Below are 23,883 nucleotides of genomic sequence, written 5' to 3'. Positions count from 1 at the left end.
GGCGAGGCGCGGGTCGGCCCGCTCTCCCGCCCCGCCCGGCGGCGGATCGGCGGCCGGGGCGCCGGCGGGCCGCAGCACCGGCGCGGGCGGCGGAGGACGGCGGGCGGGAGAGGCGGTCGCCCCGGAGAAGTAGGCGGCGAAGCAACGGTCATAACGCGGCAGGTCGGCGGGGTCGGAGCACAGCGTCAGCCGGCCCGCCCAGTACACGTCGGACGGATCCAGCACGTCCAGGTGCTCCAGGGCGCGCAGCATGGCCTGCACCCGTTCGGGGTCGGCGGCGATCCCGGCGGCCCGCACCGTGCGGGCGAAGCCCGCGATGGTCTCGGTGACGGTCCGCATCGGCGGCTCAGCCCCCGCCGAGCAGGACGTCCAGGCCGCCGGCGGTCACCCGCCGTTGGTCCTCGCGGTACTTCAGGACGGCGCCGAGGGTGAGCGCGGCGCTGTCGGGGTCCAGATCGCGGGCGCCGAGCGCGACCAGCGCCTGGGCCCAGTCCAGGCTCTCGGCCACCCCGGGCGGCTTGAGCAGGTCCTCGGCGCGCAGCCGCTGGGCGGCGCGGGCGACCTGCTCGGCCAGCCGGTCGGCGACGTGCGGCAGCCGTCGCCGGATGACGGCGACCTCCCGTTCGTAGGAGGGGTGCTCCAGCCAGTGGTAGAGGCAGCGGCGCTTGAGGGCGTCGTGGACCTCGCGGGTCCGGTTGGAGGTGAGCACCACCGACGGCGGCTCCGCGGCGCGGACGGTGCCCAGCTCCGGGATGGAGATGGCGAAGTCCGACAGCATCTCCAGCAGGAACGCCTCGAACTCGTCGTCGGCCCGGTCCACCTCGTCGATGAGCAGCACGCTCGGCGCGGTCTCCAGGGCGCGCAGCAGCGGCCGGGCCAGCAGGAACCGCCGGTCGTACAGCTCGGACTCCAGCCGGTCCACGTCGGTGACCCCCGCCGCCTCGGCCGCCCGCAGGTGCAGCAGCTGGCGGGGGAAGTCCCAGTCGTAGAGCGCCTGCGCGGCGTCCAGGCCCTCGTAGCACTGCAGCCGGATCAGCGGCGCGTCGAGCGCCCGGGCGAGCGCGGCGGCCAGCGCGGTCTTGCCGACGCCCGCCTCGCCCTCCAGGAACAGCGGACGGCGCATCCGCAGGGCCAGGAACGCGGCGGTGGCCAGTCCCTCGTCGGCCAGGTAGCCGTGCTCCTCCAGCAGCCGCGCCAGCTCGTCGGGAGAGCCGATGCCCGCGGCGTCGCAAGTCACCCGATCAGGCTACTGACCGAAACCCCGTTGTGGAACGCACCGAAATTTCCTATAAAGCCGATTGACTTTATCGTATTCTTGCCCCAGCATCGGGTGCCATGGACGACGACCTCACCAACGAGGCCACCTACGAACACGCACGGTCACGAGATCGGCTCATCGCGTCATCCCTCACCCGCCGACGTCTGCTGCAGGCGTCCGCCGGCGCCGGGCTGGCGATGGGCGCCGGACCGGTCCTGGCCCGCCCCGCCCGCGCCGACGACCCCCCGATCGTCAAGCCCCTGCCGCCCGAGCTGTTCATCGTCCACGGCTCGAACGCCGAGATGCGCTGGGAGGCGATGCGGGGACAGGGCTACTTCACCCCCGCGGACCGGTTCTTCGTCCGCAACCACGTCGCCACCCCCCGGATCGACGTGCGCACCTGGCGGCTCAAGGTGTGGGGCACCGGCCTGCGCGGCTCCCCCGCCCTGGAGAACGCCGTCGAGTTCAGCTACGAGGACCTGCTGGCGCTGCCCGCCGTGACCCGCACCGTGACCATCGAGTGCACCGGCAACGGCCGCGCCCTCTTCACCCGCCAGCAGGGGCAGCAGGTGTCCGGCACCCCCTGGCTGCTGGGCGCCGCCGGAGTGGCGCGCTGGCGCGGGGTTCCGCTGGCGCACGTCCTGGAACGCGCCGGGATCACCGAGCGGGCGGTGGACGTGATGCCGCGCGGCCTGGACGCCGACTACGTCGACGGGGGCGAGAACCTGGGCCGGGTGCGCCGTCCGCTGCCGGTGGAGAAGGCGCTGGACGACGTGCTGCTGGCGTACGAGATGAACGGCCGCCCGCTGCCGCCCGACCACGGCTTCCCGGTGCGCGTCGTGGTGCCGTCCTGGGTGGGGATCGCGTCCATCAAGTGGGTCGGCGACATCCAGGTGTCGGACACGCCGCTGTTCTCGCCCTGGAACACCCGCTACTACCGGCTGTTCGGCCCCGACCACCCGCCCGAGGGCAGCGCGCCGCTCACCCGGCTGAGCCTCAAGAGCGCCTTCGAGCTGCCCTGGGACGCCCGGCTGCCCCACCGCCGGGAGCACCGCCTGACCGGCCGCTCCTGGTCGGGCAACGGACGCATTCGGCGGGTGGAGGTGAGCACCGACGGCGGCGCGACCTGGCGCCCGGCGGTCCTGCGCGGACCGCGCGCCGAGCACGGCTGGGTGCAGTGGGAGTACCGCTGGCGACGCCCGCGGCCCGGAGCCCACGAGCTGCTGGCGCGCGCCACCGACGAGACCGGCGCGACCCAGCCCGACACCACCCCGTTCAACACCCTCGGTTATCTCTTCGACGCCGTCGCGCGGCATCCGGTCACGGTGGTCTGACCTCACCGGTATAGCCCGGTGCGGTCACCCGATGTGACGATGCAGCCGACAACGGGAGGATCTTCATGGCCCTGTGGAAGCCCGACCCGACGTTCTACCCCTCGCCCCGCGACGCCGCGGCGGCCCCGCCCGAGAAGCTCGCCTACGTCGCCGCCTTCGACCGTTCCGCCGCCAAGCCCGACGCCATCGCCGTGCTGGACGTCGACCCCGACTCCGGCTCCTACGGCCAGGTGGTGGGCTGGACCGAGCTGCCCTACCCCGGCGACGAGCTGCACCACTTCGGGTGGAACGCCTGCTCCAGCTCCCTGTGCCCCTCCTCGCCGCACCCGCACGTGGAGCGGCGCTACCTGATCGTCCCGGGGCTGCGGTCCTCGCGGATCTACGTCCTCGACACCAAGGAGCAGCCCACCAGCCCGCAGATCGTCAAGGTGCTGGAGCCCGAGGAGCTGGCCAAGCGCGCCGGCTACTCCCGCCCGCACACGGTGCACTGCGGCCCGGAGGGGCTGTATGTGACCGCGCTCGGCGGCGCCAACGGCGAGGACGGCCCCGGCGGGATCGCACTGCTGGACCACAACTCCTTCGAGGTGCTGGGCCGCTGGGAGGTCGACCGGGGGCCGCAGTACCTCGCTTACGACGCCTGGTGGCACATCGCCCACGACGTGCTGGTGACCTCCGAGTGGGGCACCCCGTCGATGGTGGAGGACGGGGTGGTCGGCGAGCTGCTGCTGGGCCGCAAGTACGGCCACTCCCTGCACTTCTTCGACCTGCGCAAGCGCCGCCACGTGCAGACTGTGGACCTGGGCGACGAGCACCAGATGGTGCTGGAGCTGCGGCCCGCCCACGACCCGACCAAGCAGTACGGGTTCGTCGGCGTGGTGGTGAACGTGGAGGACCTGTCGGCCTCGGTGTGGCTGTGGCACCGCGAGGGCGACGAGTTCGCCGCCACCAAGGTCATCACCATCCCCGCCGAGACGCCGGGCCCCGACGACCGGGCCGCCCTGCCGCCGGTGATCGAGCCCTTCGGGGCGGTGCCGCCGCTGGTCACCGACATCGACCTGTCGGTGGACGACAAGTGGCTGTACGTGTCCTGCTGGGGCACCGGGGAGCTCAAGCGCTACGACGTGTCCGACCCCTTCCACCCGGTCGAGGCCGGGTCGGTGCGGATCGGCGGCATCACCCGCCGCACGCCGCACCCGGCGGCGCCCGACCTGCCGCTGGCGGGCGGACCGCAGATGGTGGAGGTCAGCCGGGACGGCAAGCGGGTGTATGTGACCAACTCGCTGTACGGGGCGTGGGACGACCAGTTCTACCCCGACGGGGTCGGCGCCTGGATGATCAAGCTCGACTCGGGCGAGGACCTGACGTTCGACGAGCGGTTCTTCCCGCACGGTGACGACTTCCGGGGGCTGCGCCCGCACCAGACCCGGCTGCAGGGCGGGGACGCCTCCTCGGACTCCTACTGCTATCCGTGACCGAGGGATCTCTGGCGGCGCTGGTCGCGCTCGGCGCGTTCCACGGTCTGAACCCGGGCATGGGCTGGCTGTTCGCGGTCGCGCGCGGCCTGCAGGAGAGGGCCCGTGCCCGGGTGCTGGAGTCGATCCCGGCGATCGCCGCCGGCCACGCCGCCTCGGTGGGGGTGGTCGCCGTCCTGGTGGCGCTGACCCAGTCGGTGGTGGCCACCCGCATCGTGGCGATCGTCGGCGGCGCGGTCCTGGTCGGGTTCGGCCTGTGGCGGCTGCTGTCGCAGCGGCACTTCCGCTGGGTGGGGATGCGCCTGTCGCTGTGGCAGCTGGCGGGCTGGTCGTTCCTGATGTCCTCGGTGCACGGGGCGGGGCTGATGCTGGTGCCGGTGATCACCGCGTCCGGCGGGGCGGCGGTCGGCGGCCACGATCACGGGCTGGGCGCCGCCCAGGGCAGCGCCGTGATGTCGGGGATCTTCGTGACCGGGGTGCACACCCTCGCGATGTTCCTGGTGGCCGGGGCGATCGCGGTGGTGGTGTACGAGATCGTCGGACTCACGGTGCTGCGCCGGACCTGGTTCAACCTGGACCGCGTCTGGGCGTTGGCGCTGATCGGCGCGGGCGCCGTCACCGTCCTCACCGCCTGACGGGCCGCGCCCTCCCGTCTCCGGCGCGTCCCGGCGACCATCGGATCGGCGGCGTGCGCGCCCCGGCCCGCCCGGCCGGGTCCTGAGGCGCGAACGTCCCGACCCGGTGTTCGCGCCGGCCGGAGGGCACCGCCTCATGGGCGCGCCGTCGGGCGCGTTCCGCCCGTTCCGCCCGTCGATCGGCGCACGGGCCCGCGCCCTCGCCGACGGGCCGCCGACGGATCGCCGACGGCGTGCGGCGACGTCCGGCCACGGCCGCTCCCCCGGGCCGGGGTCCTCCGAGGGGGCGGCCGGGGCGCGTGGGAGGATGGTCCCGTCATGACAGCCCCGTTGCCTTTCCGGGTCCTGCGGGCGACCGTGTTCGCCACGGTCTGCACCGGGCTGGGCGTCATGGCGCATCTGACGGGAGCGGCGGCGCCCCCGCCCTCGAGCGTCCTGGCCGGGCTGATCGTGTCGCTGGCGGCGGCCCTTCCCGTGCTGGGCCGGGAACGGTCGGTGAACGTGCTGTTGCCGCTGCTGGCGGCCCTGCAGGTCGTGCTGCACCTGCTGTTCGCGCTGTCCGCCCCGCCGGCCCCGGCCGTCCCCGAGGCCGTCGCGCCTCCGGCGGGGCACGCGCACGGGCCGCTGCCCGCCGACGCGGTCATGGTGGTGCTGCACGGCTGCGCGGTGACCCTGACCGCCCTGTGGCTGTCGTGGGGCGAGGCGCTGCTGTGGTCGGCGCTGCACCGGCTGGCCCTGCGCTTCGTGCGGATCGTCCTCGCCTGGGCGCTGCCGGAGCCGGTGCCGCGGGAGGCGCCGGCCTTCGCCGAGCCCTTGCCGCCGCTGCAGGCCGTGCTGCGGCACGCCGTCAGCCGCCGCGGCCCGCCGCGCCCTCTCTGATCACCGCCGTCACCCGGCCCGGGTCGCGGGCCGGCCGCCCGCGCACGCCGTGCGGGCGATCGAACCTGAACGCCCGTCCCGGCGCAGCCGTGCGCCCCCCTCCCCGGCAGGGCTCCCTCCGGCGCCCGCCGCAGGGCGGGCCGTGCACGCCTGCCGCCGGCCGATCAGAGAAGAGCGCTCCATGAACCTTCGACGCATCTCCCTGACGACCGCCGCGGCGCTGCTGGCCGTCGCGCCGCTGAGCGCCTGCGGCGCGGACGCCGAGGCCCCCGCGGCCCCGGCCGCGGGCTCGCCCCGCGTCGCGCTGTCGATCACCGATCCGTGGGTCAAGGCCGCCGAGTCCGGCACGACCGCCGTGTTCGGCACCCTGGTCAACCGCACCGGCGAGCCGGTGACGGTGGTCTCCGGCTCCTCCCCGGTCGCGGGCTCGGTCGAGCTCCACGAGGTCGTCGCCGGCTCCGGCGGCGCCACGACGATGCGGGCCAAGCCGGGCGGCTTCACCGTCCCGGCGGGCGGCTCGCACCGCCTGGCCCCCGGCGGGGACCACATCATGCTGATGGACCTCAAGCGGCCGGTGGAACCGGGCGCCGAGATCCCCCTGACGCTGCGGTTGAGCGACGGCGCCACCGTCTCCTTCACCGCGGTGGCCAAGGAGTTCTCCGGCGCCAAGGAGAGCTACGACCCCTCCGAGCACCACGACCACGGGTGATCCGATGACCCCGTCACGACACCGTCTGAGCCGGCGGGGGCTGCTGACGGGCGGTGCCGCCGCGGCGGCGGCGGGTGCGCTGGCGGCCTGCTCCGACGAGCGGGCCGCCGATCCCCGCCCCTCCGCCGCGCCCACCGCCGGCTCGGCCGTCGAACCCTTCCACGGCCCGCACCAGGCGGGCATCGCCACCCTCCCCCAGGCCCACGCCGTCTTCCTCGGCCTGGACCTGCGCAAGGGCACCGGGCGCACGGAGCTGGCCCGGCTGATGCGGCTGCTGACCGACGACGCCCGGCGGCTCACCCAGGGCCGCCCGGCGCTGGCCGACCCCGAACCCGAGCTGGCCTCTCCGCCGTCCCGGCTGACCTTCACCTTCGGGTTCGGCCCCGGGCTGTTCGAGGCGGCCGGGCTGGAGAGGCTGCGGCCCGAGGGGGTGCGCCCGCTGCCGTCGTTCAAGGTCGACCGGCTGGAGGACCGCTGGAGCGGCGGCGACCTGCTGGTGCAGATCTGCTGCGACGACCCGATCACGCTGGCCCACGCCCTGCGCGTGACGGTCAAGGACGCCCGGGCCTTCGCCCGCGTGCGCTGGGTGCAGCGCGGATTCCGGCGCAGCCCCGGCGTCGAGGCCGGGTGGGCCGCCCAGCGCAACCTGATGGGGCAGCTCGACGGGACCGTCAATCCCGTGCCCGGCACGGCGGACTTCGACCGCGCCGTGTGGGTGCAGGACGGGCCCGAGTGGCTGCGCGGCGGCACCACGCTGGTGCTGCGGCGCATCCGCATGGAGCTGGAGAAGTGGGACGAGGTCGATCCGGCCGGCAAGGAGTTCGCCGTCGGCCGCAGGCTGGGCAGCGGGGCGCCGCTGACCGGCCGGCGCGAGCACGACGAGCCGGACTTCGAGGCGGTGGACTCGGCGGGCCTCCCGGTGATCGCCGAGAACGCCCACATCCGGCTGGCCCGCGTCGGCTCCCCGCGGTTGCGGATGCTGCGCCGCCCCTACAACTACGACGAGGGCCCGACCGCCGACGGCCGCTCGGACGCGGGCCTGCTGTTCGCCGCCTACCAGGCCGACGTCGACCGGCAGTTCGTCCCCGTCCAGCGCCGCCTCGACGAGGGCGGCGACCTGCTCAACCTGTGGACGACCCCGATCGGCTCGGCCGTCTTCGCCGTCCCGCCGGGTTGTGGCGAAGGCGGCTGGATCGGCCAGGGCCTGCTGGGCTGACCGTCGTGCCGGGCGGGCGTCCGGTGCGGCGCCCGCCCGGCGCGGGGCCGTCAGGCCGGGCGCCGCGGCGTCCCGGCGTCCCGCTCGGCGATCAGGGCGGCCGCCGCCAGGACCGTCCCGTCCCGGCCCGGCGCACCCGACAGCTGCAGCCCGATGGGCATGCCGTCGCGGTCCCGCCCCGCGGGCACCGCCACCGCGGGCAGTCCGGCGATGCTCTGCGGCAGCGTCCAGGGGACGACCGCCCGTGCGAACGGCCGGGGCCCGTCGGCGGTGTCGACGGTGGCGGCGCGGGAGGGGTGCGGCGGCCCGGGGCAGACCGCGCCGAGCAGCAGCGTGCCGAGGTCCAGGCGGGCCAGCAGTCCGGCCCGGTAGCGGGCGACGGTGCGTCGGGCGTCCCGGTAGAGGTCGTCGGTGACGCCGTCGCCGAGCCTCAGCATGTCCCGTACGGGCTCGGTGCACAGCTCCACCGAGGAGCCCGGATCGTCCGCGTACAGCCGGGCGCCCTCGTGCAGCAGCATCGTCATGTAGCCGTCGACGACGTCCTCCGGCGGCGCGACGTCCTCGGTGAGCACCCGCCATCCGAGCTCCGCGAAACGGCGGGCGGCCGCGGCGAGGGCCTCGGCGTGGTCCGGGTGGAGCCCGTCGTCGGGGGCGACGACGACGGTTCCGGGGTCCGGGGCGTCCTGCGGGGAGACGGGCCAGCCGCCGAGGGCCTCATGGGCCGCCCGCAGGTCCGAGAGCGTCCCGGCGAGCGGACCCACATGGTCGAACGACCGCGACAGCAGCCGGACGCCGCGGTCGCTGACGGCGCCGCGGGTGGGTTTGAACCCCCACACCCCGCACAGGGCGGCGGGCATCCGGATCGAGCCGGCGGTGTCGGTGCCCAGGGCCAGGCAGGCGGTCCCGGTGGCGACGGCCACCGCCGACCCGGAGCTGGAACCGCCGGGGTCGCGGGCCGGGTCCCAGGGGTTGGCCACGGGGGTCAGCGAGGCGGCATCCCGCCCGCTCAGGCTCCAGCCGAACTCGGGGCTGCGGGTCACGCCCACCACGATCGCCCCGGCCGCGCGCAGCCGCCGCACGGCCTCGGCGTCGGCGGAGGCGATCCGCCCGGCGAAGGCGCGGCTGCCGTAGCCGACCTCGGCGCCCGCCACGTCGATCAGTTCCTTGACCGCGACGGGCACGCCGAACAGCGGCCCCATCGGCTCCTCGCCCATGCGCCGGTCCAGTCGCTCCGCCTCGGCCCGCGCCGTCTCGGCGAGCACCGTCGTGTAGGCCCCGAGCGGCCCGGACGCCTCGATGCGGCGCAGGCACTCTTCGACGATCTGGGACGGCGTGGCCTCTCCGCCGCGGTAGAGCGCGTGCAGTTCCGCGACGCTCCGGCCGATCCAGGTGTCCATGACCGTCACCATGTCCGGTCCTCGCGGTCGCTTCAAGCGGCCTCCGGCGCGGCGACCGCTCCGGCCGCGACGAGGGACGGGCCCCGTCGCCTCCCGGCGCCGGTCAGGGGCGGCCGATGCGCACCCGCCACTCCTGCGGCCCTTCCTCCAGGTACTCCCAGGTGTACTCGCCGGGGAAGCGCTCGGCGAACTGGTGGCGCAGCGGGGCGGGGTCGTGGTCGTTGACGAGGACGAGGGCCGCGCCGGGGGCGAGGGCGCGGAAGGCGGCGAAGATCCGCTCGTGCCGCCGGGCGTGCGGAACGGCGCGGACGTCCAGCTCCTCCTCGGCCGCGGCCGCCTCCGGTCCGCCCGCCGCGGCGGGAACCCGGTGATCGTCGCAGGCGCAGGGGCGGCTCTCGGAGACGGTGTGCGCGGCCTCGCCGAGGATCTCGTGCATGCCGGCCAGCAGCCCGGTCAGCGCGATCCCGCCCTCGACCAGGGCGGGCAGCAGGAGGTCGTTCTCCTTCTCCAGGTGCGCCTGGAACAGGGCGTCCAGCGCGGCGGCGGCGCCGACGACCTCTCCGGGGGTGCGGGCCTCGCGCAGTTCCCCGGCCAGCTCCCGCAGCCGGGCGTGCTCCCCGGTCATGGCCTCCACCAGCAGGCGGGTGCCGGGCAGCCCGGCGCCGGCGGCGTACAGGGTCCGCTCCTCGGCCAGGGCGTGCGGGATCACCTCCGCGAAGAGGAAGTCGACCATGGCCGCCCGCGGGCCGGCGGAGGGCGCCAGCCGGTCGATCGAGCGGCGGACGGTGAGGGCGTGGTCGGCCACGGTGCGGGCGAGCCGGGCGTGGTGGTCGCGGATCGCCGTCATGGTGGCCTGCTGGGCGTAATCGTTGGGCGGCTCGCCGGGCCGGCCGTCGGGCGGGTCCTCGGGCGGGTGCGGTGCGGTGGTCATGGGGCTCCTCCGGTTCGGCCCGTCTTTTTCACGGCCGAAGTTGTATTTACAGCAAGCATCGTACAAACTCAAGGCATGAGCGAGCATCCCGCCGCCCCCGACCCGCGGGCCCACCGGGTCCTGGCGGACATGAGCCGGGTGGCCGTCCTGGAGGCGTTGCGCAGGGCGGGGCGGCCCTTGTCGGTGCCCGAGATCGCCGCCGAGGTGGGCCTGCACCCCAACACGGTGCGCGGCCACCTGGCCCAGCTGGCCGAGCACGGCTACGTCCACGGCGAACCGGAGGACCGGCAGCGGCCCGGCCGGCCCCGTCTGCTGTACTCGGTCACCGGCAAGCGGGCCGAGGGAGAGCGGCGCAACTACCGGCTGCTGGCCGAGGCGCTGATCGCCTACCTGGTGGAGCAGGACGAGGAGCGCGCCGCCGCGACCGCCGCCGGGCGCTCCTACGGCAGGCGGCTGGTCCACCGCGACCCCGGCGTCGAGACCGACGCCGAGGCCGGCGTCCGCCAGATCGTCGACCTGCTGGCCGAGATCGGCTTCCAGCCCCGTCTCTCCCCCGACGGCGCCCGCATCGACCTGCACCACTGCCCGTTCCGGGAACTGGCCGAACGCCATCCCGACGCGGTGTGCGGAATGCACCTGGGCATCATGCGCGGCGCGCTGGCCGAGCTCGGCGCCCCCGTCGAGGTCGCCGCCCTGCTGCCGTTCGTGACCCCGGGCCGCTGCGAGGCGCGGCTGCGGCGCCCGCCGGACGACGCACGATGACCGGCCCGATGACCTGCACGACGACCTGCACGGCGGGCGACGCGATGAGCGGCCGGGTGAGCGCCCCGGCGGGCGACGCGGCCTCCCGCCCCCGCGTCGCGACGCGCCGGCCGCCGCCGGCGGGCGCGGCGTCCCTTGCAGCCGGACCGCGGGGCGGGCCGGCCCTCGCCTCCGGCCTCTCCCGTCCCCGTCTCTCCCGCACCGGAAGGAGACCCCGATGACCACGGCCGACCTGCGGCCCCGGCCGCCCGTGCAGCGGCCCCCGCGGCCGCCGCGCCGGCCCGCCTCCTGGCATCTGCGGGCCAACGTCGTGGTGCTGGCCTGGCTGGCGCTGACCGTGGCGGCGGCCCTGGCGCGGGGGGCGCTGCCGGCGCCCCGCTGGCTGCTGATCCACCTGTTCCTGCTGGGGGCGGTGACCAACGCCGTCGTGACCTGGAGCGAGCACTTCGCGAACACGCTGCTGCGGCTGCCGTCGCCGCCCCGCTGGTGGCCGCCGGCCCGGCTGGGCGCGTTGAACGCCGGGGCGGCGGCCGTGCTGGGCGGGACGGTCGGCGGCCTCCCCCCGCTGGCGGTCGCCGGCGCCGCCGTCGTGGTCCTCGTCGTCGCCTGGCACTGCGGACGGCTGACCGTGGGGGCGCGCCGGGCGCTGGGCGGGCGGTTCTCCCATGTGCGGGACTGGTACGTGTGCGCGGGCGCCGCCCTGGTCGTCGGGGGGACGCTGGGCGGCCTGATGGTCTCCGAACGGGCGCCGCAGGCCTGGCATCCCCGGCTGGAGGCCGCCCACCTGCACGCCAACCTGTTCGGCTGGGTGGGCCTGACGGTGCTGGGGACGCTGTTCACGCTGTGGCCCACGGTGCTGCGCACCAGGATCGACGAGGGGACCGGCCCGCTGGCCCGCCGTTCGCTGCGCCTGGCGGCGCCCGGCCTCGCCCTGGCGGTGGGCGGGCTGCTGGGCGGAGCGCGCTGGATCGCCGCGGCCGGGCTGCTGCTGTACGCGGCGGCGGCGCTGACGGCGCTGACGCCGTTCCTGCGGACGGCGCGGCGACGCCGCCCGCACACGGCGGCCTCGTGGACGCTGGCGGCCGGAACGGCCTGGTTCGTCGTCGCGCTGGCCGCGGCCTCGGTCGTGGTGGCCACCCGTCCCGTCGACGAGGTCGCCGGGGCCCTGGAGCCGACGGTGCCGCTGGTGGCGGCGGGGTTCGCGGGCCATGTCCTGGTCGGTTCGCTAATCTTCCTGCTGCCGGTCGTGCTGGGCGGCGGTCCGGCGGCGCTGAAGCGGAACGCGGCGCTGCTGGAGCGGGGCTGGGCGCTCCGGCTGGCCGGCACCACCGTCGCGGTGCCGCTGACGGCGTTGCCCGTCCCGGCCTGGGCGGTGCACGCCGCCTGGGCGCTGGTGCTGGCGGCGTTGGGCTCCTTCGTGGCGGTCGCGGCGTTCGCCGTGGCGCGCTCGCGCGGGTTGCGGCTCTCCCCGCCGGCGGCGGGCGCGCTGACCGGCGCGCTGCTCACGGCGCTGGCGGTGGCCGTGGCGGTGAGCGGCGATCCGGCCCCGGCGACCCGGTCGGTGGCGGGAGGGGGCGTGCAGACGGTGGACGTCACGCTGTCGGGCATGCGGATCCGTCCGTCGGTGATCGAGGCCGCCCCCGGGACCCGGCTGGTGCTGCGGGTGACCAACGCCGACGCCCAGCGTCACGACCTGCGCCTGGCGACCGGCGAGCGCACCCCTCTGCTGCGCGCCGGCCAGACCGCCACGCTGCGCCTGCCCCCGCTCACCGGCTCGATCGAGGGCTGGTGCACCGTCGCCGGGCACCGGGCCGCCGGGATGACCATGACCATCAAGGTCGCCGGGACCGACCCGGCCACGGGGCGCGCCGTTCATTCCGAGGCCCACTCCGGGGCGGCGTCCCCCGCGCCCCTCGACCTGGCGGCGCCGCCGCTCCCCGGCACGGGACCGGCCGACGCCGCGCTCGAGCCGGCGCCGGGCGGCGCCGAGCACCGTCTCCAGATCCGCGCCACCGAGGCGGAGCTGCAGGTGGCGCCCGGCGTCCGGCAGCGCATGTGGACGTTCGGCGGAACGGTGCCCGGGCCGGTGCTGCGCGGCAAGGTGGGCGACGTGTTCACCATCACCTTCGTCAACGACGCGGCGATGGGGCACGGCATCGACGTCCACGCCGGCTCGCTGGCCCCCGACCGGCCCATGCGCACCATCCAGCCGGGGGAACGGCTGACCTACCGGTTCAAGGCCGAGCGGGCGGGCGCCTGGCTGTACCACTGCTCCACGGCGCCGATGATGCAGCACATCGCCAACGGCATGTACGGGGCCGTCATCATCGACCCGCCCGACCTGCCGCGGGCCGACCGCGAGTACCTGCTGGTCCAGGGCGAGCTGTACCTGGGGCGGCCGGGTGAGGCCGGGCAGGTCGCCAAGATGCGCGAGGGGCGTCCCGACGCCTGGATGTTCAACGGCATGGCCGCCGGATACGACCACGCCCCGCTGACCGCGCGGGTCGGCGAGCGGGTCCGGATCTGGGTCGTGGCGGCCGGCCCCTCCTCGGGGACGTCCTTCCACATCGTCGGGGCGCAGTTCGACACGGTCTACAAGGAGGGCGCCTACCTGCTGCGGCGCGGGGATCCGGGCGGCGCGCAGGCGCTCGACCTGGCCGCCGCGCAGGGCGGCTTCGTCGAGACGGTCTTCCCCGAGGCCGGGCGCTACCCCTTCGTCGACCACGACATGCGGCACGGCGAGGCGGGCGCTCACGGGTTCTTCGAGGTGCGCCGATGACCTGGTGGTCGGTGGTCCGCTTCCTGCACGTCACCTCGGCGGCCCTGTGGGTCGGCGGCCAGCTCACCGTCTCCCTGGTGGTGCTGCCGCTGGCCCGCCGCCTGCTGGACCCGCGACAGCGGGGCCGGGTGCTGCGCGAGGTGGGCCGCCGTTTCGGCGCGTTCACCGGTCTGGTGTTCCTGCCCGTGCAGCTCTCCACCGGGGTCGCGATCGCCTGGCACAAGGGCGTGACCCCCTCCTCGCTCGCCCAGCCGGGTTACGGCCGCATCCTCGCCGCCAAGCTGCTGCTGTTCTGCGCGGTGATGGCCGCCGCCGCGCTGCACGGACGGGCCAACGGGCGGGGCCGGCCCGCCTTCGCCCGGGCGATGGCGATCACCTCGCTGGTGGGGTCCGTCGGCATCGTGCTGCTGGCCACCGCCCTGCCTCCCACCTGACCGGCCGAAACGGGCGCCTCTAGGCTCCGCGCCGCCCCACCCGGGTCAGATCGATGTCGATGTCGTAGGGAACGGACACCACCAGCCGGTCGTGGTGAATGCCGGCCAGCGCGTAGCACGTGGTCGCCGGATCCAGCTCGCAGACGTAGACCGCGGTCCCGCCGGCGTCGTTCTCCGCCCGCCGAAAATGCCGGACGCCCGCCCTCGTGCACGAGCAGGTTGACAACGCGGCTGTGCCGCTTCTCTCGCGGGCTCTCGAAAGCGAGGCTCCCGTCGATCAGTTCCGTGTGGCGGGGCAGGCCCTCCGTCCGAAGGAAGTCATCGGCGGTGAAACCGCCCGGCGGCGGGATCACCCAGCCCGACAGTGCGGCGGCACCCATGAGATCACTTTCTGCGACGGAGTCCGACAGTCGTTCGCGGAACCATGTACCACCCACTGTCCCACTGCCGTCGGCGTCACGCCGTGGAACTCCGCCGTTCTCCCCGCCGCAAGGCCTCCTCCGGCACGCACCGGTCAGCGGTCGGGGGGTTCGTGCTCGGCCAGGAGGGCGCGGAGCTCGGCGAGATGGCGGGCGGCGCGGGCCTTCTCCGCGCCGTTGATGCCCATGGCGCCGAGAGAGGTGCCGTCGGACAGGTCGAGGGTGGGCCAGGGGTCGCCCTCGGCCATCGTGACGCGCACGACCTCGGCCCAGGCCAGGCGGCGGGTGCGGAAGGCGTTGACGACGGTGAGGCCGTGCTCGTCGGCCTCGACGCGGCAACGCGCGAACATGTGCAGCAGCCACCCCCCGAACAGGCCGAGCACCACCAGCAGGAGCCGGTCGAAGAGCGTGAACTGGGGGGCCACCACGACGGCGAGCACGATCATGCCGAGCACGATCACGCCCGCCATCGTGTAGGCGACGATCCGGGTGCGGCGCGGGCGCCACACCCGGATCGACGGCGTCTCGGCGGAACGCTCAGTCAACGATCTTGCTGATCGGCAGCTCGAGGATGTCGCGGGCGCCGGCCGCCTTGAGGGCGGGGATGAGGGTGTTGACGCCGCGCTTGGCGACCACCGACTCGACCGCGTGGGCCTCGCCGCCGGCCAGCGAGGTGACCGTGGGCGAGGACATGGCGGGCATGATGTCCAGCACCTTCTGCAGGTCGGCGGCGTCGACGTTCAGCTTGAGCAGGACCTGGCCGCGGGCCCGGATGACGCCCTGCAGGAGCAGGGCGATGTCCTCCATGGCGGCGCGCTTGGCCTCGTCCTCGTAGGCCTCCCGGTTGGCGACCAGCTCGGTGTAGCTGGTCAGCAGGGTGTCGAGGATGCGCAGGCCGTTCTTGCGGAGCGAGGACCCGGTCTCGGTGAGGTCCACGATCGCGTCGACGATGTCGGGGACCTTGGCCTCGGTGGCGCCGTAGGAGGGGACGACGGTGGCCTTGACGCCGTGCTTCTCCAGGAACCGCTGGGTCAGGGAGGGGAACTCGGTGGAGATCCGCACCCCCTCGGGCAGGTCGGAGACCTTCTGCCAGGGGGCGTCGTTGGGCACCGCCATGACCACGCGCACCGGGTTGGAGGTGGCCTTGGAGTACTTCAGCTCACCGAGGCTGACCACGTCGGAGTCGGTCTCGGTGATCCAGTCGCGACCGGTGATGCCCAGGTCGAACAGGCCCTGCTCGATGTAGGTGGGGATCTCCTGGGGGCGCAGCACCCGCACCCGGTCGATGCGCGGGTCGTCGATGGAGGCACGGTAGTCGCGGTCCGAGGAGCGGCGGACGGTCAGGTCCGCGGCGTCGAACAGCTCCATGGTCGCCTTCTCCAGCGACCCCTTGGGCAGAACGAGGGACAGCACAGTCTTGGCCTTTCGGTCGAAGGGATGTGGACGGTCCGGGGATCGGTCTAGGAGCCCGGATGCTCCGACAGATGCCCGGCGGGACCGTGGTGCCGCAGACCTCGCAGGGTCAGAGCCGTGTCAAGAGCGGCCACAGTCGCCTCCCATCCCTTGTCTTCGCGGCTGCCCGGCAGTCCGCTGCGATCCAGTGCCTGCTCAATGGTGTCACACGTGAGGACTCCGTTGCCCACCGGTGTGGCCTCGTCAAGGGCAACTCTGGTCAAACCCGCGGTGACGGAGTCGCAGACATAGTCGAAATGCGCGGTCTCGCCCCGAATGACCGCCCCCAGGCAGACCACCGCGTCCAGGTCGCGGGCCAGCTGCTGGGCGATCACCGGCAGCTCCAGCGCGCCGGCCACCCGGACCACCACCGGATCCTCGACGCCGCACTCCCCCGCCGCCAGCACCGCCCGCTCCAGCAGCCGGTCGGTGACCTGGGCGTGCCAGCGGGTGCAGGCGATGCCGAGGGTCACCCCGGCGGCGTGCACGACGGTCTGCTCAGGGCGTCCGATGCCGCTCATGATCGGTTCTCCTCCGAAGGACGGGGACGGGCGGTCACACCAGGTCCTCGATCCGGTGGCCGAGCCGATCCCGTTTGACGGACAGGTAGCGACGGTTGTGCTCGGTGACCACGACCGGCATCGGCACCCGGCCGCGCACCGTCAGGCCGAAGCCCTCCAGCCCGGCGAGCTTGGCCGGGTTGTTGGTCAGCACCCGGACCGAGCGCACCCCCAGATCCAGCAGCATATGGGCGGCGTTGGAGTACTCCCGGGCGTCGGCGGGCAGCCCCAGCTCCAGGTTGGCGTCCACGGTGTCGTGCCCGGCGTCCTGCAGCGCGTACGCCTTGAGCTTGGCCAGCAGCCCGATGCCGCGGCCCTCGTGACCGCGCAGGTACAGCACCGCGCCGCGGCCCTCGGCGGCGATGGCCTCCATGGCGGCGTCGAGCTGGAAGCCGCAGTCGCAGCGCTCGGAGTGCAGCACGTCCCCGGTGAGGCACTCGGAGTGGATGCGCACCAGCAGGTCCTCGCCGTCGCCCAGGTCGCCGTAGACCAGGGCGACGTGCTCGCCGCCGTCGACGGCGCTGGAGAACCCGATGGCGCGCCAGAGGCCGTACCGGTTGGGCAGCCGGGTCTCGACCTCGCGGCGCACCATCGACTCGGTGCGCTTGCGGTACTCCACGAGCTGCTCGATGGAGATCAGCTTCAGGCCGTGCTCCTTGGCGAAGACCTGCAGCTCCGGCAGCCGGGCCATGGTGCCGTCGTCGTTGACCACCTCGGCCAGCACCCCGGCGGGCGGCAGCCCGGCCAGCCGGGCCAGATCCACGGCCGCCTCGGTGTGGCCGCGGCGGACCAGCACCCCGCCCTCGCGGTAGCGCAGCGGGAAGACGTGGCCGGGTCGCACCAGGTCCTGCGCCGTGGTGGCCGGGTCGCACAGCAGCCGGATGGTGTGCGCGCGGTCGGCGGCGGAGATGCCGGTGGTGACGCCCTCACGGGCGTCCACGCTGACGGTGAACGCGGTGCGCATCCGGTCGCCGTTCTGCGCGGTCATCAGCGGGATGTGCAGCCGGTCCAGGTCCTCACCGAGCATCGGCACGCAGATCACGCCGCTGGTGTGACGGATGGTGAACGCCAGCAGCTCGGGGGTGGCCTTGGCGGCGGCGAAGATGATGTCGCCCTCGTTCTCCCGGTCCTCGTCGTCGACCACCACGACGGCCTTGCCCGCCGCCAGGTCGGCCAGCGCGTCCTCGATGGGGTCGAAGATGCCGTCGTTCACCATGCCGTCCGCCTCATCTCCCAGGTCTGCCTGATCGCCCACGGGCGTCCCGTCCCATGCCTCGCCGGTCATGTCCGCTCCCCGTGCGCCCACGGCGCGCCCTGCGGCACCGGCTCTCCCCGTCTCGTGCTCCGCGTCCGCCCCGTCGTCGCGGCCCCGCGCCCCCGCGGGCCCTCCTCCGCCGGCGTCGGATCCGCCGCGGAGCGGAGGCCCTCCCGCCGACGGGCCCGGTACTGGCGCAGCCAGTCGCGGTAGCCGACCAGCACCATCACCAGGAACACCCCGTACACCGCGCCGGACACCACCAGCCCGGACGCGAACGCCAACGGCACGCCGACCAGGTCGACGGCGATCCACACCAGCCAGAAGTCGGTCAGCGCCCGTCCCTGCGCGTAGGTGGCCACGGCGCTGCCGACGAAGATGTAGGCGTCCGGCAGCGGCGCCCACGACCAGCCGGTGGCCGCGAAGAACGCGGCGACCAGCGCGGTGCCGGCGGCCATCGCGCCGAGCAGGGCGAGCCGCTCCCGCCCGGTGGCCGGGCGCACCGGCAGGCCGTCACCGGTCCGGCCCCGGGACCACTTCCACCAGCCCCACGCCGCCAGCGCGCCGAACATCGCCTGCTTGAGCGCGTTCCCCGCCAGCCCGGCGCTGACCGAGGCCGCGAGCAGCAGCACCGAGCCGGTGAGCTGCACCGGCCAGGTCCAGATGGTCTTGCGGATGGCCAGCGCCACGGTGCCGAGCGCGGCGGCGTTGCCGGCCAGGTCGGTCCACAGCACCCTCTGCCCGAGGACCGTGAAACCCGCCTCCCACCAGCTCATGCCCGGCCCCCGTCCACCGGCGGGCGGCCGTGCGGCGCGGCCGCGCGGCGCGCGCCCCGTCCGCCCGGCGCGTTCCGCCCGACCATGCCGCGCCTCCTCGACCCGTTCACCGGCCCGTCCCCGGACGGGCGGCGGTGAGCCGCTCGACGTACTTGGCGACGACGTCGACCTCCAGGTTGACCGGGTCGCCGGGGACCTTGCGCCCCAGGGTGGTCAGCTCCAGGGTGGCGGGGATCAGCGACACCGACAGGTGCTCGTCGCCGGCCTCGACCACGGTGAGGCTGACGCCGTCGACGGCGATCGAGCCCTTCTCGACGATGTAGCGGCTCAGCCTCGGGGGGACGGAGACGGTGACGGTCTCCCAGCGCTCCCCCGCCTCGCGGGACAGGATCCGGCCGACCCCGTCGACGTGGCCCTGCACCAGGTGGCCGCCGAGCCGGTCGGACAGCCGCAGGGGACGTTCCAGGTTGACCTTCGAGCCGACCTCCAGCGCGCCGAGGCTGGATCGATCCAGGGTCTCCTTCATCACGTCGGCGGTGAAGGCGCCGTCGGCCGTCTCGACCACGGTCAGGCAGACGCCGTTGACCGCGATGGACGCGCCGTGCACGGCGTCCTCGGTGACCAGCGGCCCGCGCACGGTCAGCCGGATCGAGTCCCCATGGGGCTCCATCGCGACGACCTCGCCGAGCTCCTCGACTATGCCGGTGAACATCTCGCGCTCCTCTCGGGGGCAGGTGCCGGCCTGGCACGGTCCGGGCCTGGCATGAGGCAGTGCTGAACGCCGCCGGGAGGAACCGTCCGGACGCGAGCGTTCCGAAGCGGCGGCCGGCGGGACGCGCTCAAGGAGCGGGCGGCGACGGCGGACGGCGGCGTGCCGTCCGCTCGCGTCGGTCTCGGGTGGTCTCTCACCCCGGGCCTCCCGCGTCTCGTCGAGACGGTCCTGGCTCCGGGGGAACGTACGGGTGACGTACGGGTACGGCGCGCCCGCACAGGGGCGCCTCGCGCGCTGCCTCCCATCCGGACTTTCACCGTCGGTCCCGGAGTTCCACCGGGTCCACCGGCCGATGGCTTCGGCCGGGTCGCGGACTGTCACCGCCGGTTCGGACTTTCACCGACCCCGGAGCACGCGTTCACTGGCTCAAAACCAGTGTGCCATGTCGGAAATTCCGTGCCGCATGTGAGTCTGCCCACCGCGAGAGTCCCTCGAGCGGGACCGTCCGCCGGGGGCGCCGTTCGACGATCTCCCGAGGGGGTATCTGTCCGATCGTTCCCCCGGACCGGAGGTGGTCATGGACGTGATCGCGCTGATCGGCCGAATCCTCTTCACCGCCATCTTCCTCGGCTCGGCCGTCGGCCACCTGACGGCCACCGACGCGATGGCCCGGTACGCCCAGGCCAAGAAGCTGCCGCAGCCCCGGCTGGCGGTGCAGGTGTCGGGGGTCTACATCCTGGTGGCCTCGGTGATGCTGATCCTGGGGATCTGGCCGGACCTGGCGGCGCTGGCGCTGGTGCCGTTCCTGCTGATGACCGCGTTCATCTTCCACGACTTCTGGACGGCGACGGACCCGGGCGCCCGCCAGCAGGAGCAGACCCAGTTCCTCAAGGACGTGTCACTGGCCGGCGGCGCGCTGGCCCTCTTCGCCATGTACGCCGCCGACCCGCATCCGGGGTTGAACCTGGTCGGCCCGCTGTTCTGAGCGGCTCCGGCCGATCCGGGACCGGCGGCCCGGCCGGAGCGCCGCCGGTCAGCCCGTGCGGCCCGCGCTCGCGGCCTCCGCCCTGGCGCGCAGGTTCCGGACCGCCTCGGCGGGATCGTCGGCGCCGTAGACGGCGTTGCCCGCCACGAACACGTCCGCTCCGGCCTCCGCGCAGCGTTCGATGGTCTCGGCGCTGACCCCGCCGTCGACCTGCAGCCACACCGGCAGGTCCCGGCCGGCGATCATCTGTCGGGCGCGGCGGACCTTGGGCAGCACCACGTCCAGGAACTTCTGGCCGCCGAAGCCCGGCTCCACCGTCATGATCAGCAGCATGTCGATCTCGTCCAGCAGATCCTCATACGGCTCCACCGGCGTTGCCGGGTTGATGCCCAGCCCGGCGCGGGCCCCGGCGGCCCGGATGGCGCGCAGGGTGCGGATCGGGGCCTTGGCCGCCTCGGCGTGGATGGTGACGCTGCCCGCCCCGGCCTCGGCGTAGGCGGGCGCCCACCGGTCGGGGTCCTCGATCATCAGATGGCAGTCCAGGGGCAGGGCGCTGTGCTTGAGCAGCGCCTCCACCACCGGGAGCCCCAGGGTGAGGTTGGGCACGAAGTGGTTGTCCATCACATCGACGTGCACCCAGTCGGCGACGTCGGAGATCAGCGCGACCTCCTCGGCGAGACGGGCGAAGTCGGCGGACAGGATGCTGGGCGAGATCTTTGCGGCCATGATGTCCGAGTCTAGGAACCCCCGCTCGGTGCGGGTTCACCCGGTCGGGTGAGGAGGCGGGTGGTCCGCTCCGGCGCGAGAGGCCACGGCACCGCGAGGGGCGCGCACCGGAACGCCGGCGCCGGCGGCGGTGCGCAGAACCCGGCGCCGCCGAGGAGCGGCGCCGCCCGCACGGAGCCGGTCACCCGATCATGCCCCCGGCGGGGCGGCTCATGCGGTCCGGCGCAGCAATGCCAGGAACATCGCGTCGGTGCCGTGCCGATGCGGCCAGAACTGCGCGTACGGGCCGTCGCCCAGCCCGTCCAGGCCCCCCGCCGCGACGCGGCGGAGAACCCCCGGGGAGTCCAGCCGTTCCGCGTCGGCGCGGTCGGCGAGGACGTCGTCGACCACCACGCGGGTCTCGGCCAGGTGCGGCGAGCAGGTCACGTACGCGACCACTCCCCCCGGCCGCACCGCCTCCAGCGCCGAGGTCAGCAGCCGGCGCTGCAGCGGCCCCAGCTCGGCCAGCGAGGAGGGCTCGCGCCGCCAGCGGGCCTCCGGACGGCGGCGCAGCGCCCCCAGCCCGGTGCACGGCGCGTCCACCAGCACCCGGTCGAACGAGCCCGGCCGCCAGGCGGGGGCCGTGCCGTCCGCCACGACGACCCCGGCGCGCGCATCGACCGCGCGGTGCACCAGCCCGGCCCGATGCGGCTGCACGTCGCAGGCCAGCAGCCGGGCGTCGCGCCGAGCGGCCAGGGCCGCCAGCAGGCCCGCCTTGCCGCCGGGGCCGGCGCACATGTCCAGCCAGCGGCCGTCGGGCCCCTCCAGCGGCGCGTCCGCCAGCGCCAGCGCGACCAGCTGGCTGGCCTCGTCCTGGACCGCGGCCCGCCCCTCGCGGACCGCCGGGATCGTCGCCGGATCGCCCTCCGGCAGGACCGCGCCCAGCGGCGAGTACGGGGCGGGCGCGGCGCCGGCGGCGATCAGCTCCTCGACGGCGGCGCGGCCCGGGCGGGCGACCAGGGTGACGCGGGGCCGCTCGTTGTCGGCGGCCAGCAGCGACTCGATCTCCGCCCGGTCGGCGCCCAGCGCGTCCCGCAGCGCGGTGACGATCCAGCGGGGATGGCTGTAGGTGACCGACAACCGGCCGACCTCGTCGTCCTCGGGCGCGACGATCTCCAGCCAGGCCGCCAGATCACGGGTGGCGATCTTGCGCAGCACCGCGTTGGCGAACCTGGCCTGTCCCGGGCCGGCGACCGAGCGGGCCAGCTCCACGGTGGTGCCGACGGCGGCGTGCGGCGGGATCCGGGTGCCCAGCAGCTGGTGGACGCCCAGCCGCAGCACGTCCAGCAGCGGCCCGTCGATGCGGCGCAGCGGCCGGTCGCTGCACACCTGCAGGATCGCGTCGTAGGTGCCGCGCCCGCGCAGCGTCCCGTAGGTCAGCTCGGTGGCCAGCGCGGCGTCCCGGCCGGTCAGGCCGCGGGCGCGGAGCCGGCCGGGCAGCAGCAGGTTGGCGTAGGCGTCCCGGGTCTGCACCGCCCGCACCACCTCGTACGCGGTGCGCCGCACCAGGTCCTCGGGGCGGCGCGGCCCTCCGGGGCGCCGGTTGCGGTCCCGGTGATCCCGGGCTGTGCGACGTGCCATCAGATCAGCATGTCCTCGTCGGTCAGGGTGATGCCGCGCATCCAGTCGGCGGCGGGCATCCGGCGTTTGCCCTGCGGCTGCACCTCGCCGAGCGCGACCGGATGGGTGGCGGTGCCGACCAGCACCTCCCGCTTGGTGGCCCTGATCCCGCCGGGGGGCAGGTCGCCGCCGTCCGCGGCGAGCCGGACGGGGCCGAGCTTGAGCCGTTCGCCGCGGAACGTGGTCCACGCCCCGGGGGCCGGCGTGCAGGCGCGGATCAGCCGGTCCACGCGCATGGCGGGGGCGGTCCAGTCGACACGGGCGTCGGCGCTGGTGATCTTGGCGGCGTAGGAGACGCCCTCGGCCGGCTGCGGGCGGGGCTCCAGCACCCCCTGCTCGATGCCGTCCATGGTGTCGACCAGCAGCCGGGCGCCCGCGCGGGCCAGCCGGTCCAGCAGCGTGCCGGCGGTGTCGTCGGGCCGGATCGGCTCGGTCAGCACCCCGTACACCGGGCCGGTGTCCAGGTCCTCCTCGATCTGGAACGTGCAGGCCCCGGTGATCTCGTCGCCGTGCAGGATGGCGTGCTGCACCGGGGCGGCGCCGCGCCAGGCCGGCAGCAGGGAGAAGTGCAGATTGACCCAGCCGTGCCGGGGGACGTCCAGCGCGGCGCGGGGCAGCAGCGCCCCGTAGGCGACGACCGGGCAGCAGTCCGGGGCGATCCGGCGCAGCCGGTCCAGGAAGTCCGGGTCCCCGGCCTTGGCCGGCTTGAGCACCTCGACGCCCGCCTCGGCCGCGCGCCGCGCCACCGGGCTGGCGGTCAGGCGCCGCCCCCGCCCGGCGGGCGCGTCGGGCCGGGTGACCACCGCGGCCACCTCGTGCCTGGACTCCAGCAGCGCCTCCAAGGCGGGCACCGCCGTCTCCGGCGTTCCGGCGAAGACCAGCTTCATCGACTCCTTGCCTCCCTCAGCGGGCCGTCCGCGTCCCTCTCGCCCCGGCCCCGCGTCTACAGGGCCTTGCCGAAGGTGCGGTGCGGCGAGTCCTTGATCACAGGGGCCGGCTCGCCGAACCACTCGGCCTCCCTGATCATCTTCATCGCCGCCTTGCGCTGCTCGGGGTCCATCCGGTCGATGAACAAGATGCCGTCCAGATGGTCGGTCTCGTGCTGCACGCAGCGGGCCAGCAGATCGGTGCCCTCCAGCACGATCGGCTCCCCGTACATGTTGAACCCCTTGGCCACCGCCCGCCACGCCCGCTTGGTGGGGAAGCTCAGGCCGGGCAGGGACAGGCAGCCCTCCTCGCCCTCCTGCTGCTCGTCGGACAGGTCGAGGGTGGGGTTGACCACATGACCGAGCCGGTCGTCGACGTAGTAGGTGAACACCCGCAGGCTCACCCCGATCTGCGGCGCGGCCAGGCCGACCCCCGGCGCGTCGATCATCGTGTCGGTGAGGTCCTTGACCAGGGTGCGCAGTTCCTTGTCGAAGTCGGTGACCGGCGCGGCGGGCGTGCGCAGCACCGGATCGCCGAACAGGCGAATGGGTTTGACGGCCAACGATGGCTCCTGTCAGGGCTGGGATAAGGCGGTCGTCTAAGTCT

Annotated in this window: 23 protein-coding genes, 2 pseudogenes and 1 riboswitch; of the genes and pseudogenes, 10 read left to right on the top strand and 15 right to left on the bottom strand. The window is 74.7% G+C overall.

All coding sequences use genetic code 11. The features are described 5' to 3' along the window. Both EIO00_RS14575 and EIO00_RS14570 read right to left on the bottom strand, forming a co-directional pair. Window positions 1–339, bottom strand: a pseudogene (locus EIO00_RS14575) (hypothetical protein); the annotation flags it as partial. A gap of 7 nt (window positions 340–346) precedes the next feature. Further along, a complete protein-coding gene (locus EIO00_RS14570; protein ID WP_241661354.1) occupies window positions 347–1,237 on the bottom strand; it encodes an AAA family ATPase in 891 nt (296 codons plus the stop codon). Between the two features lie 98 nt (window positions 1,238–1,335). On the opposite strand from EIO00_RS14570, the gene EIO00_RS14565 reads away from it, so the two are divergent. The 6 genes from EIO00_RS14565 to EIO00_RS14540 all read left to right on the top strand — a co-directional run bounded on the left by EIO00_RS14565 (window position 1,336) and on the right by EIO00_RS14540 (window position 7,503). Beyond that, on the top strand, window positions 1,336–2,592 hold the full coding sequence (locus EIO00_RS14565) for a sulfite oxidase (RefSeq protein WP_140179223.1): 1,257 nt from the start codon (window positions 1,336–1,338) through the stop codon (window positions 2,590–2,592). Window positions 2,593–2,657: 65 nt separating this feature from the next. Then, window positions 2,658–4,064, top strand: coding sequence for a selenium-binding protein SBP56-related protein (locus tag EIO00_RS14560; RefSeq protein ID WP_140179221.1), 1,407 nt, complete (start codon window positions 2,658–2,660; stop codon window positions 4,062–4,064). Then, on the top strand, window positions 4,061–4,699 hold the full coding sequence (locus EIO00_RS14555) for a hypothetical protein (protein ID WP_140179219.1): 639 nt from the start codon (window positions 4,061–4,063) through the stop codon (window positions 4,697–4,699). Before EIO00_RS14560 ends, EIO00_RS14555 begins: the two co-directional genes overlap by 4 nt. Window positions 4,700–5,017: 318 nt before the next feature. After that, window positions 5,018–5,578 (top strand): hypothetical protein, encoded by a 561-nt coding sequence (locus EIO00_RS14550; RefSeq protein WP_140179218.1) that lies wholly within the window; start codon window positions 5,018–5,020, stop codon window positions 5,576–5,578. Between the two features lie 181 nt (window positions 5,579–5,759). Further along, window positions 5,760–6,287: a copper chaperone PCu(A)C gene (locus tag EIO00_RS14545; protein ID WP_140179216.1), complete on the top strand. Its 528-nt coding sequence runs from the start codon at window positions 5,760–5,762 to the stop codon at window positions 6,285–6,287. 4 nt (window positions 6,288–6,291) lie between these two features. Then, window positions 6,292–7,503, top strand: a complete 1,212-nt coding sequence (locus tag EIO00_RS14540) for a Dyp-type peroxidase (RefSeq protein WP_140179214.1) — start codon at window positions 6,292–6,294, stop codon at window positions 7,501–7,503. A 50-nt stretch (window positions 7,504–7,553) separates the two neighbouring features. Here the strand turns inward: EIO00_RS14540 and EIO00_RS14535 are convergent, their stop codons facing one another. Then, entirely contained in the window at window positions 7,554–8,912 is a 1,359-nt protein-coding gene (locus tag EIO00_RS14535) for an amidase (protein WP_140179212.1), read from the bottom strand. 91 nt (window positions 8,913–9,003) lie between these two features. Beyond that, on the bottom strand, window positions 9,004–9,831 hold the full coding sequence (locus EIO00_RS14530; RefSeq protein ID WP_161602723.1) for a DUF2249 domain-containing protein: 828 nt from the start codon (window positions 9,829–9,831) through the stop codon (window positions 9,004–9,006). A 75-nt stretch (window positions 9,832–9,906) separates the two neighbouring features. Here EIO00_RS14530 and EIO00_RS14525 point away from each other — a divergent pair, with 75 nt between their 5' ends. The 3 genes from EIO00_RS14525 to EIO00_RS14515 all read left to right on the top strand — a co-directional run bounded on the left by EIO00_RS14525 (window position 9,907) and on the right by EIO00_RS14515 (window position 13,806). After that, window positions 9,907–10,593, top strand: coding sequence for a helix-turn-helix transcriptional regulator (locus EIO00_RS14525; RefSeq protein ID WP_140179208.1), 687 nt, complete (start codon window positions 9,907–9,909; stop codon window positions 10,591–10,593). A gap of 217 nt (window positions 10,594–10,810) precedes the next feature. Further along, window positions 10,811–13,372 (top strand): multicopper oxidase domain-containing protein, encoded by a 2,562-nt coding sequence (locus EIO00_RS14520; RefSeq protein ID WP_140179206.1) that lies wholly within the window; start codon window positions 10,811–10,813, stop codon window positions 13,370–13,372. Further along, on the top strand, window positions 13,369–13,806 hold the full coding sequence (locus EIO00_RS14515; protein ID WP_140179204.1) for a hypothetical protein: 438 nt from the start codon (window positions 13,369–13,371) through the stop codon (window positions 13,804–13,806). Before EIO00_RS14520 ends, EIO00_RS14515 begins: the two co-directional genes overlap by 4 nt. Window positions 13,807–13,825: 19 nt before the next feature. On the opposite strand, the gene EIO00_RS25810 is transcribed toward EIO00_RS14515, so the two are convergent. The 7 genes and pseudogenes from EIO00_RS25810 to EIO00_RS14480 form a co-directional block, all read right to left on the bottom strand. After that, window positions 13,826–14,032 carry a hypothetical protein gene (locus tag EIO00_RS25810; RefSeq protein ID WP_338325930.1) on the bottom strand — a complete coding sequence of 69 codons (207 nt, stop codon included), beginning with the start codon at window positions 14,030–14,032 and terminating at the stop codon, window positions 13,826–13,828. A gap of 288 nt (window positions 14,033–14,320) precedes the next feature. After that, entirely contained in the window at window positions 14,321–14,770 is a 450-nt protein-coding gene (locus EIO00_RS14505; protein WP_241661353.1) for a PH domain-containing protein, read from the bottom strand. Then, the gene (gene hisG / locus EIO00_RS14500; RefSeq protein ID WP_140179202.1) at window positions 14,763–15,638 is read right to left on the bottom strand and encodes an ATP phosphoribosyltransferase; all 876 of its coding nucleotides are present in this window, start codon (window positions 15,636–15,638) and stop codon (window positions 14,763–14,765) included. The genes EIO00_RS14505 and hisG overlap by 8 nt, the downstream gene beginning before the upstream one ends. A 47-nt stretch (window positions 15,639–15,685) precedes the next feature. Further along, window positions 15,686–16,198: a 6,7-dimethyl-8-ribityllumazine synthase gene (gene ribH / locus EIO00_RS14495; protein ID WP_140179199.1), complete on the bottom strand. Its 513-nt coding sequence runs from the start codon at window positions 16,196–16,198 to the stop codon at window positions 15,686–15,688. 34 nt (window positions 16,199–16,232) lie between these two features. After that, window positions 16,233–17,453 carry a bifunctional 3,4-dihydroxy-2-butanone-4-phosphate synthase/GTP cyclohydrolase II gene (locus EIO00_RS14490; RefSeq protein WP_140179238.1) on the bottom strand — a complete coding sequence of 407 codons (1,221 nt, stop codon included), beginning with the start codon at window positions 17,451–17,453 and terminating at the stop codon, window positions 16,233–16,235. Between the two features lie 218 nt (window positions 17,454–17,671). Next, window positions 17,672–18,268 (bottom strand): annotated as a pseudogene (locus EIO00_RS14485) (nicotinamide mononucleotide transporter family protein); the annotation flags it as partial. A gap of 106 nt (window positions 18,269–18,374) precedes the next feature. Continuing rightward, window positions 18,375–18,980, bottom strand: a complete 606-nt coding sequence (locus EIO00_RS14480; protein WP_140179197.1) for a riboflavin synthase — start codon at window positions 18,978–18,980, stop codon at window positions 18,375–18,377. Window positions 18,981–19,267: 287 nt separating this feature from the next. Next, window positions 19,268–19,398, bottom strand: a riboswitch (FMN riboswitch). A 159-nt stretch (window positions 19,399–19,557) separates the two neighbouring features. On the opposite strand from EIO00_RS14480, the gene EIO00_RS14475 reads away from it, so the two are divergent. Beyond that, the gene (locus EIO00_RS14475; RefSeq protein ID WP_140179195.1) at window positions 19,558–19,965 is read left to right on the top strand and encodes a DoxX family protein; all 408 of its coding nucleotides are present in this window, start codon (window positions 19,558–19,560) and stop codon (window positions 19,963–19,965) included. Window positions 19,966–20,013: 48 nt separating this feature from the next. Here EIO00_RS14475 and rpe read toward each other — a convergent pair whose 3' ends face one another. The 4 genes from rpe to def all read right to left on the bottom strand — a co-directional run bounded on the left by rpe (window position 20,014) and on the right by def (window position 23,839). After that, window positions 20,014–20,691 (bottom strand): ribulose-phosphate 3-epimerase, encoded by a 678-nt coding sequence (rpe, locus tag EIO00_RS14470; RefSeq protein WP_140179193.1) that lies wholly within the window; start codon window positions 20,689–20,691, stop codon window positions 20,014–20,016. Window positions 20,692–20,901: 210 nt separating this feature from the next. Beyond that, window positions 20,902–22,311, bottom strand: coding sequence for an RsmB/NOP family class I SAM-dependent RNA methyltransferase (locus tag EIO00_RS14465; RefSeq protein WP_140179191.1), 1,410 nt, complete (start codon window positions 22,309–22,311; stop codon window positions 20,902–20,904). Then, window positions 22,311–23,237, bottom strand: a complete 927-nt coding sequence (gene fmt, locus EIO00_RS14460) for a methionyl-tRNA formyltransferase (protein WP_140179189.1) — start codon at window positions 23,235–23,237, stop codon at window positions 22,311–22,313. Before fmt ends, EIO00_RS14465 begins: the two co-directional genes overlap by 1 nt. A 56-nt stretch (window positions 23,238–23,293) precedes the next feature. Next, on the bottom strand, window positions 23,294–23,839 hold the full coding sequence (gene def / locus EIO00_RS14455; protein WP_140179187.1) for a peptide deformylase: 546 nt from the start codon (window positions 23,837–23,839) through the stop codon (window positions 23,294–23,296). Window positions 23,840–23,883: the final 44 nt, after the last annotated feature.

Origin of the sequence: Thermomonospora catenispora, assembly GCF_006363815.1 — a bacterium.
GTDB classification, from domain to species: domain Bacteria; phylum Actinomycetota; class Actinomycetes; order Streptosporangiales; family Streptosporangiaceae; genus Thermomonospora; species Thermomonospora catenispora.
This window is presented reverse-complemented; position numbering and strand designations above follow the sequence as displayed.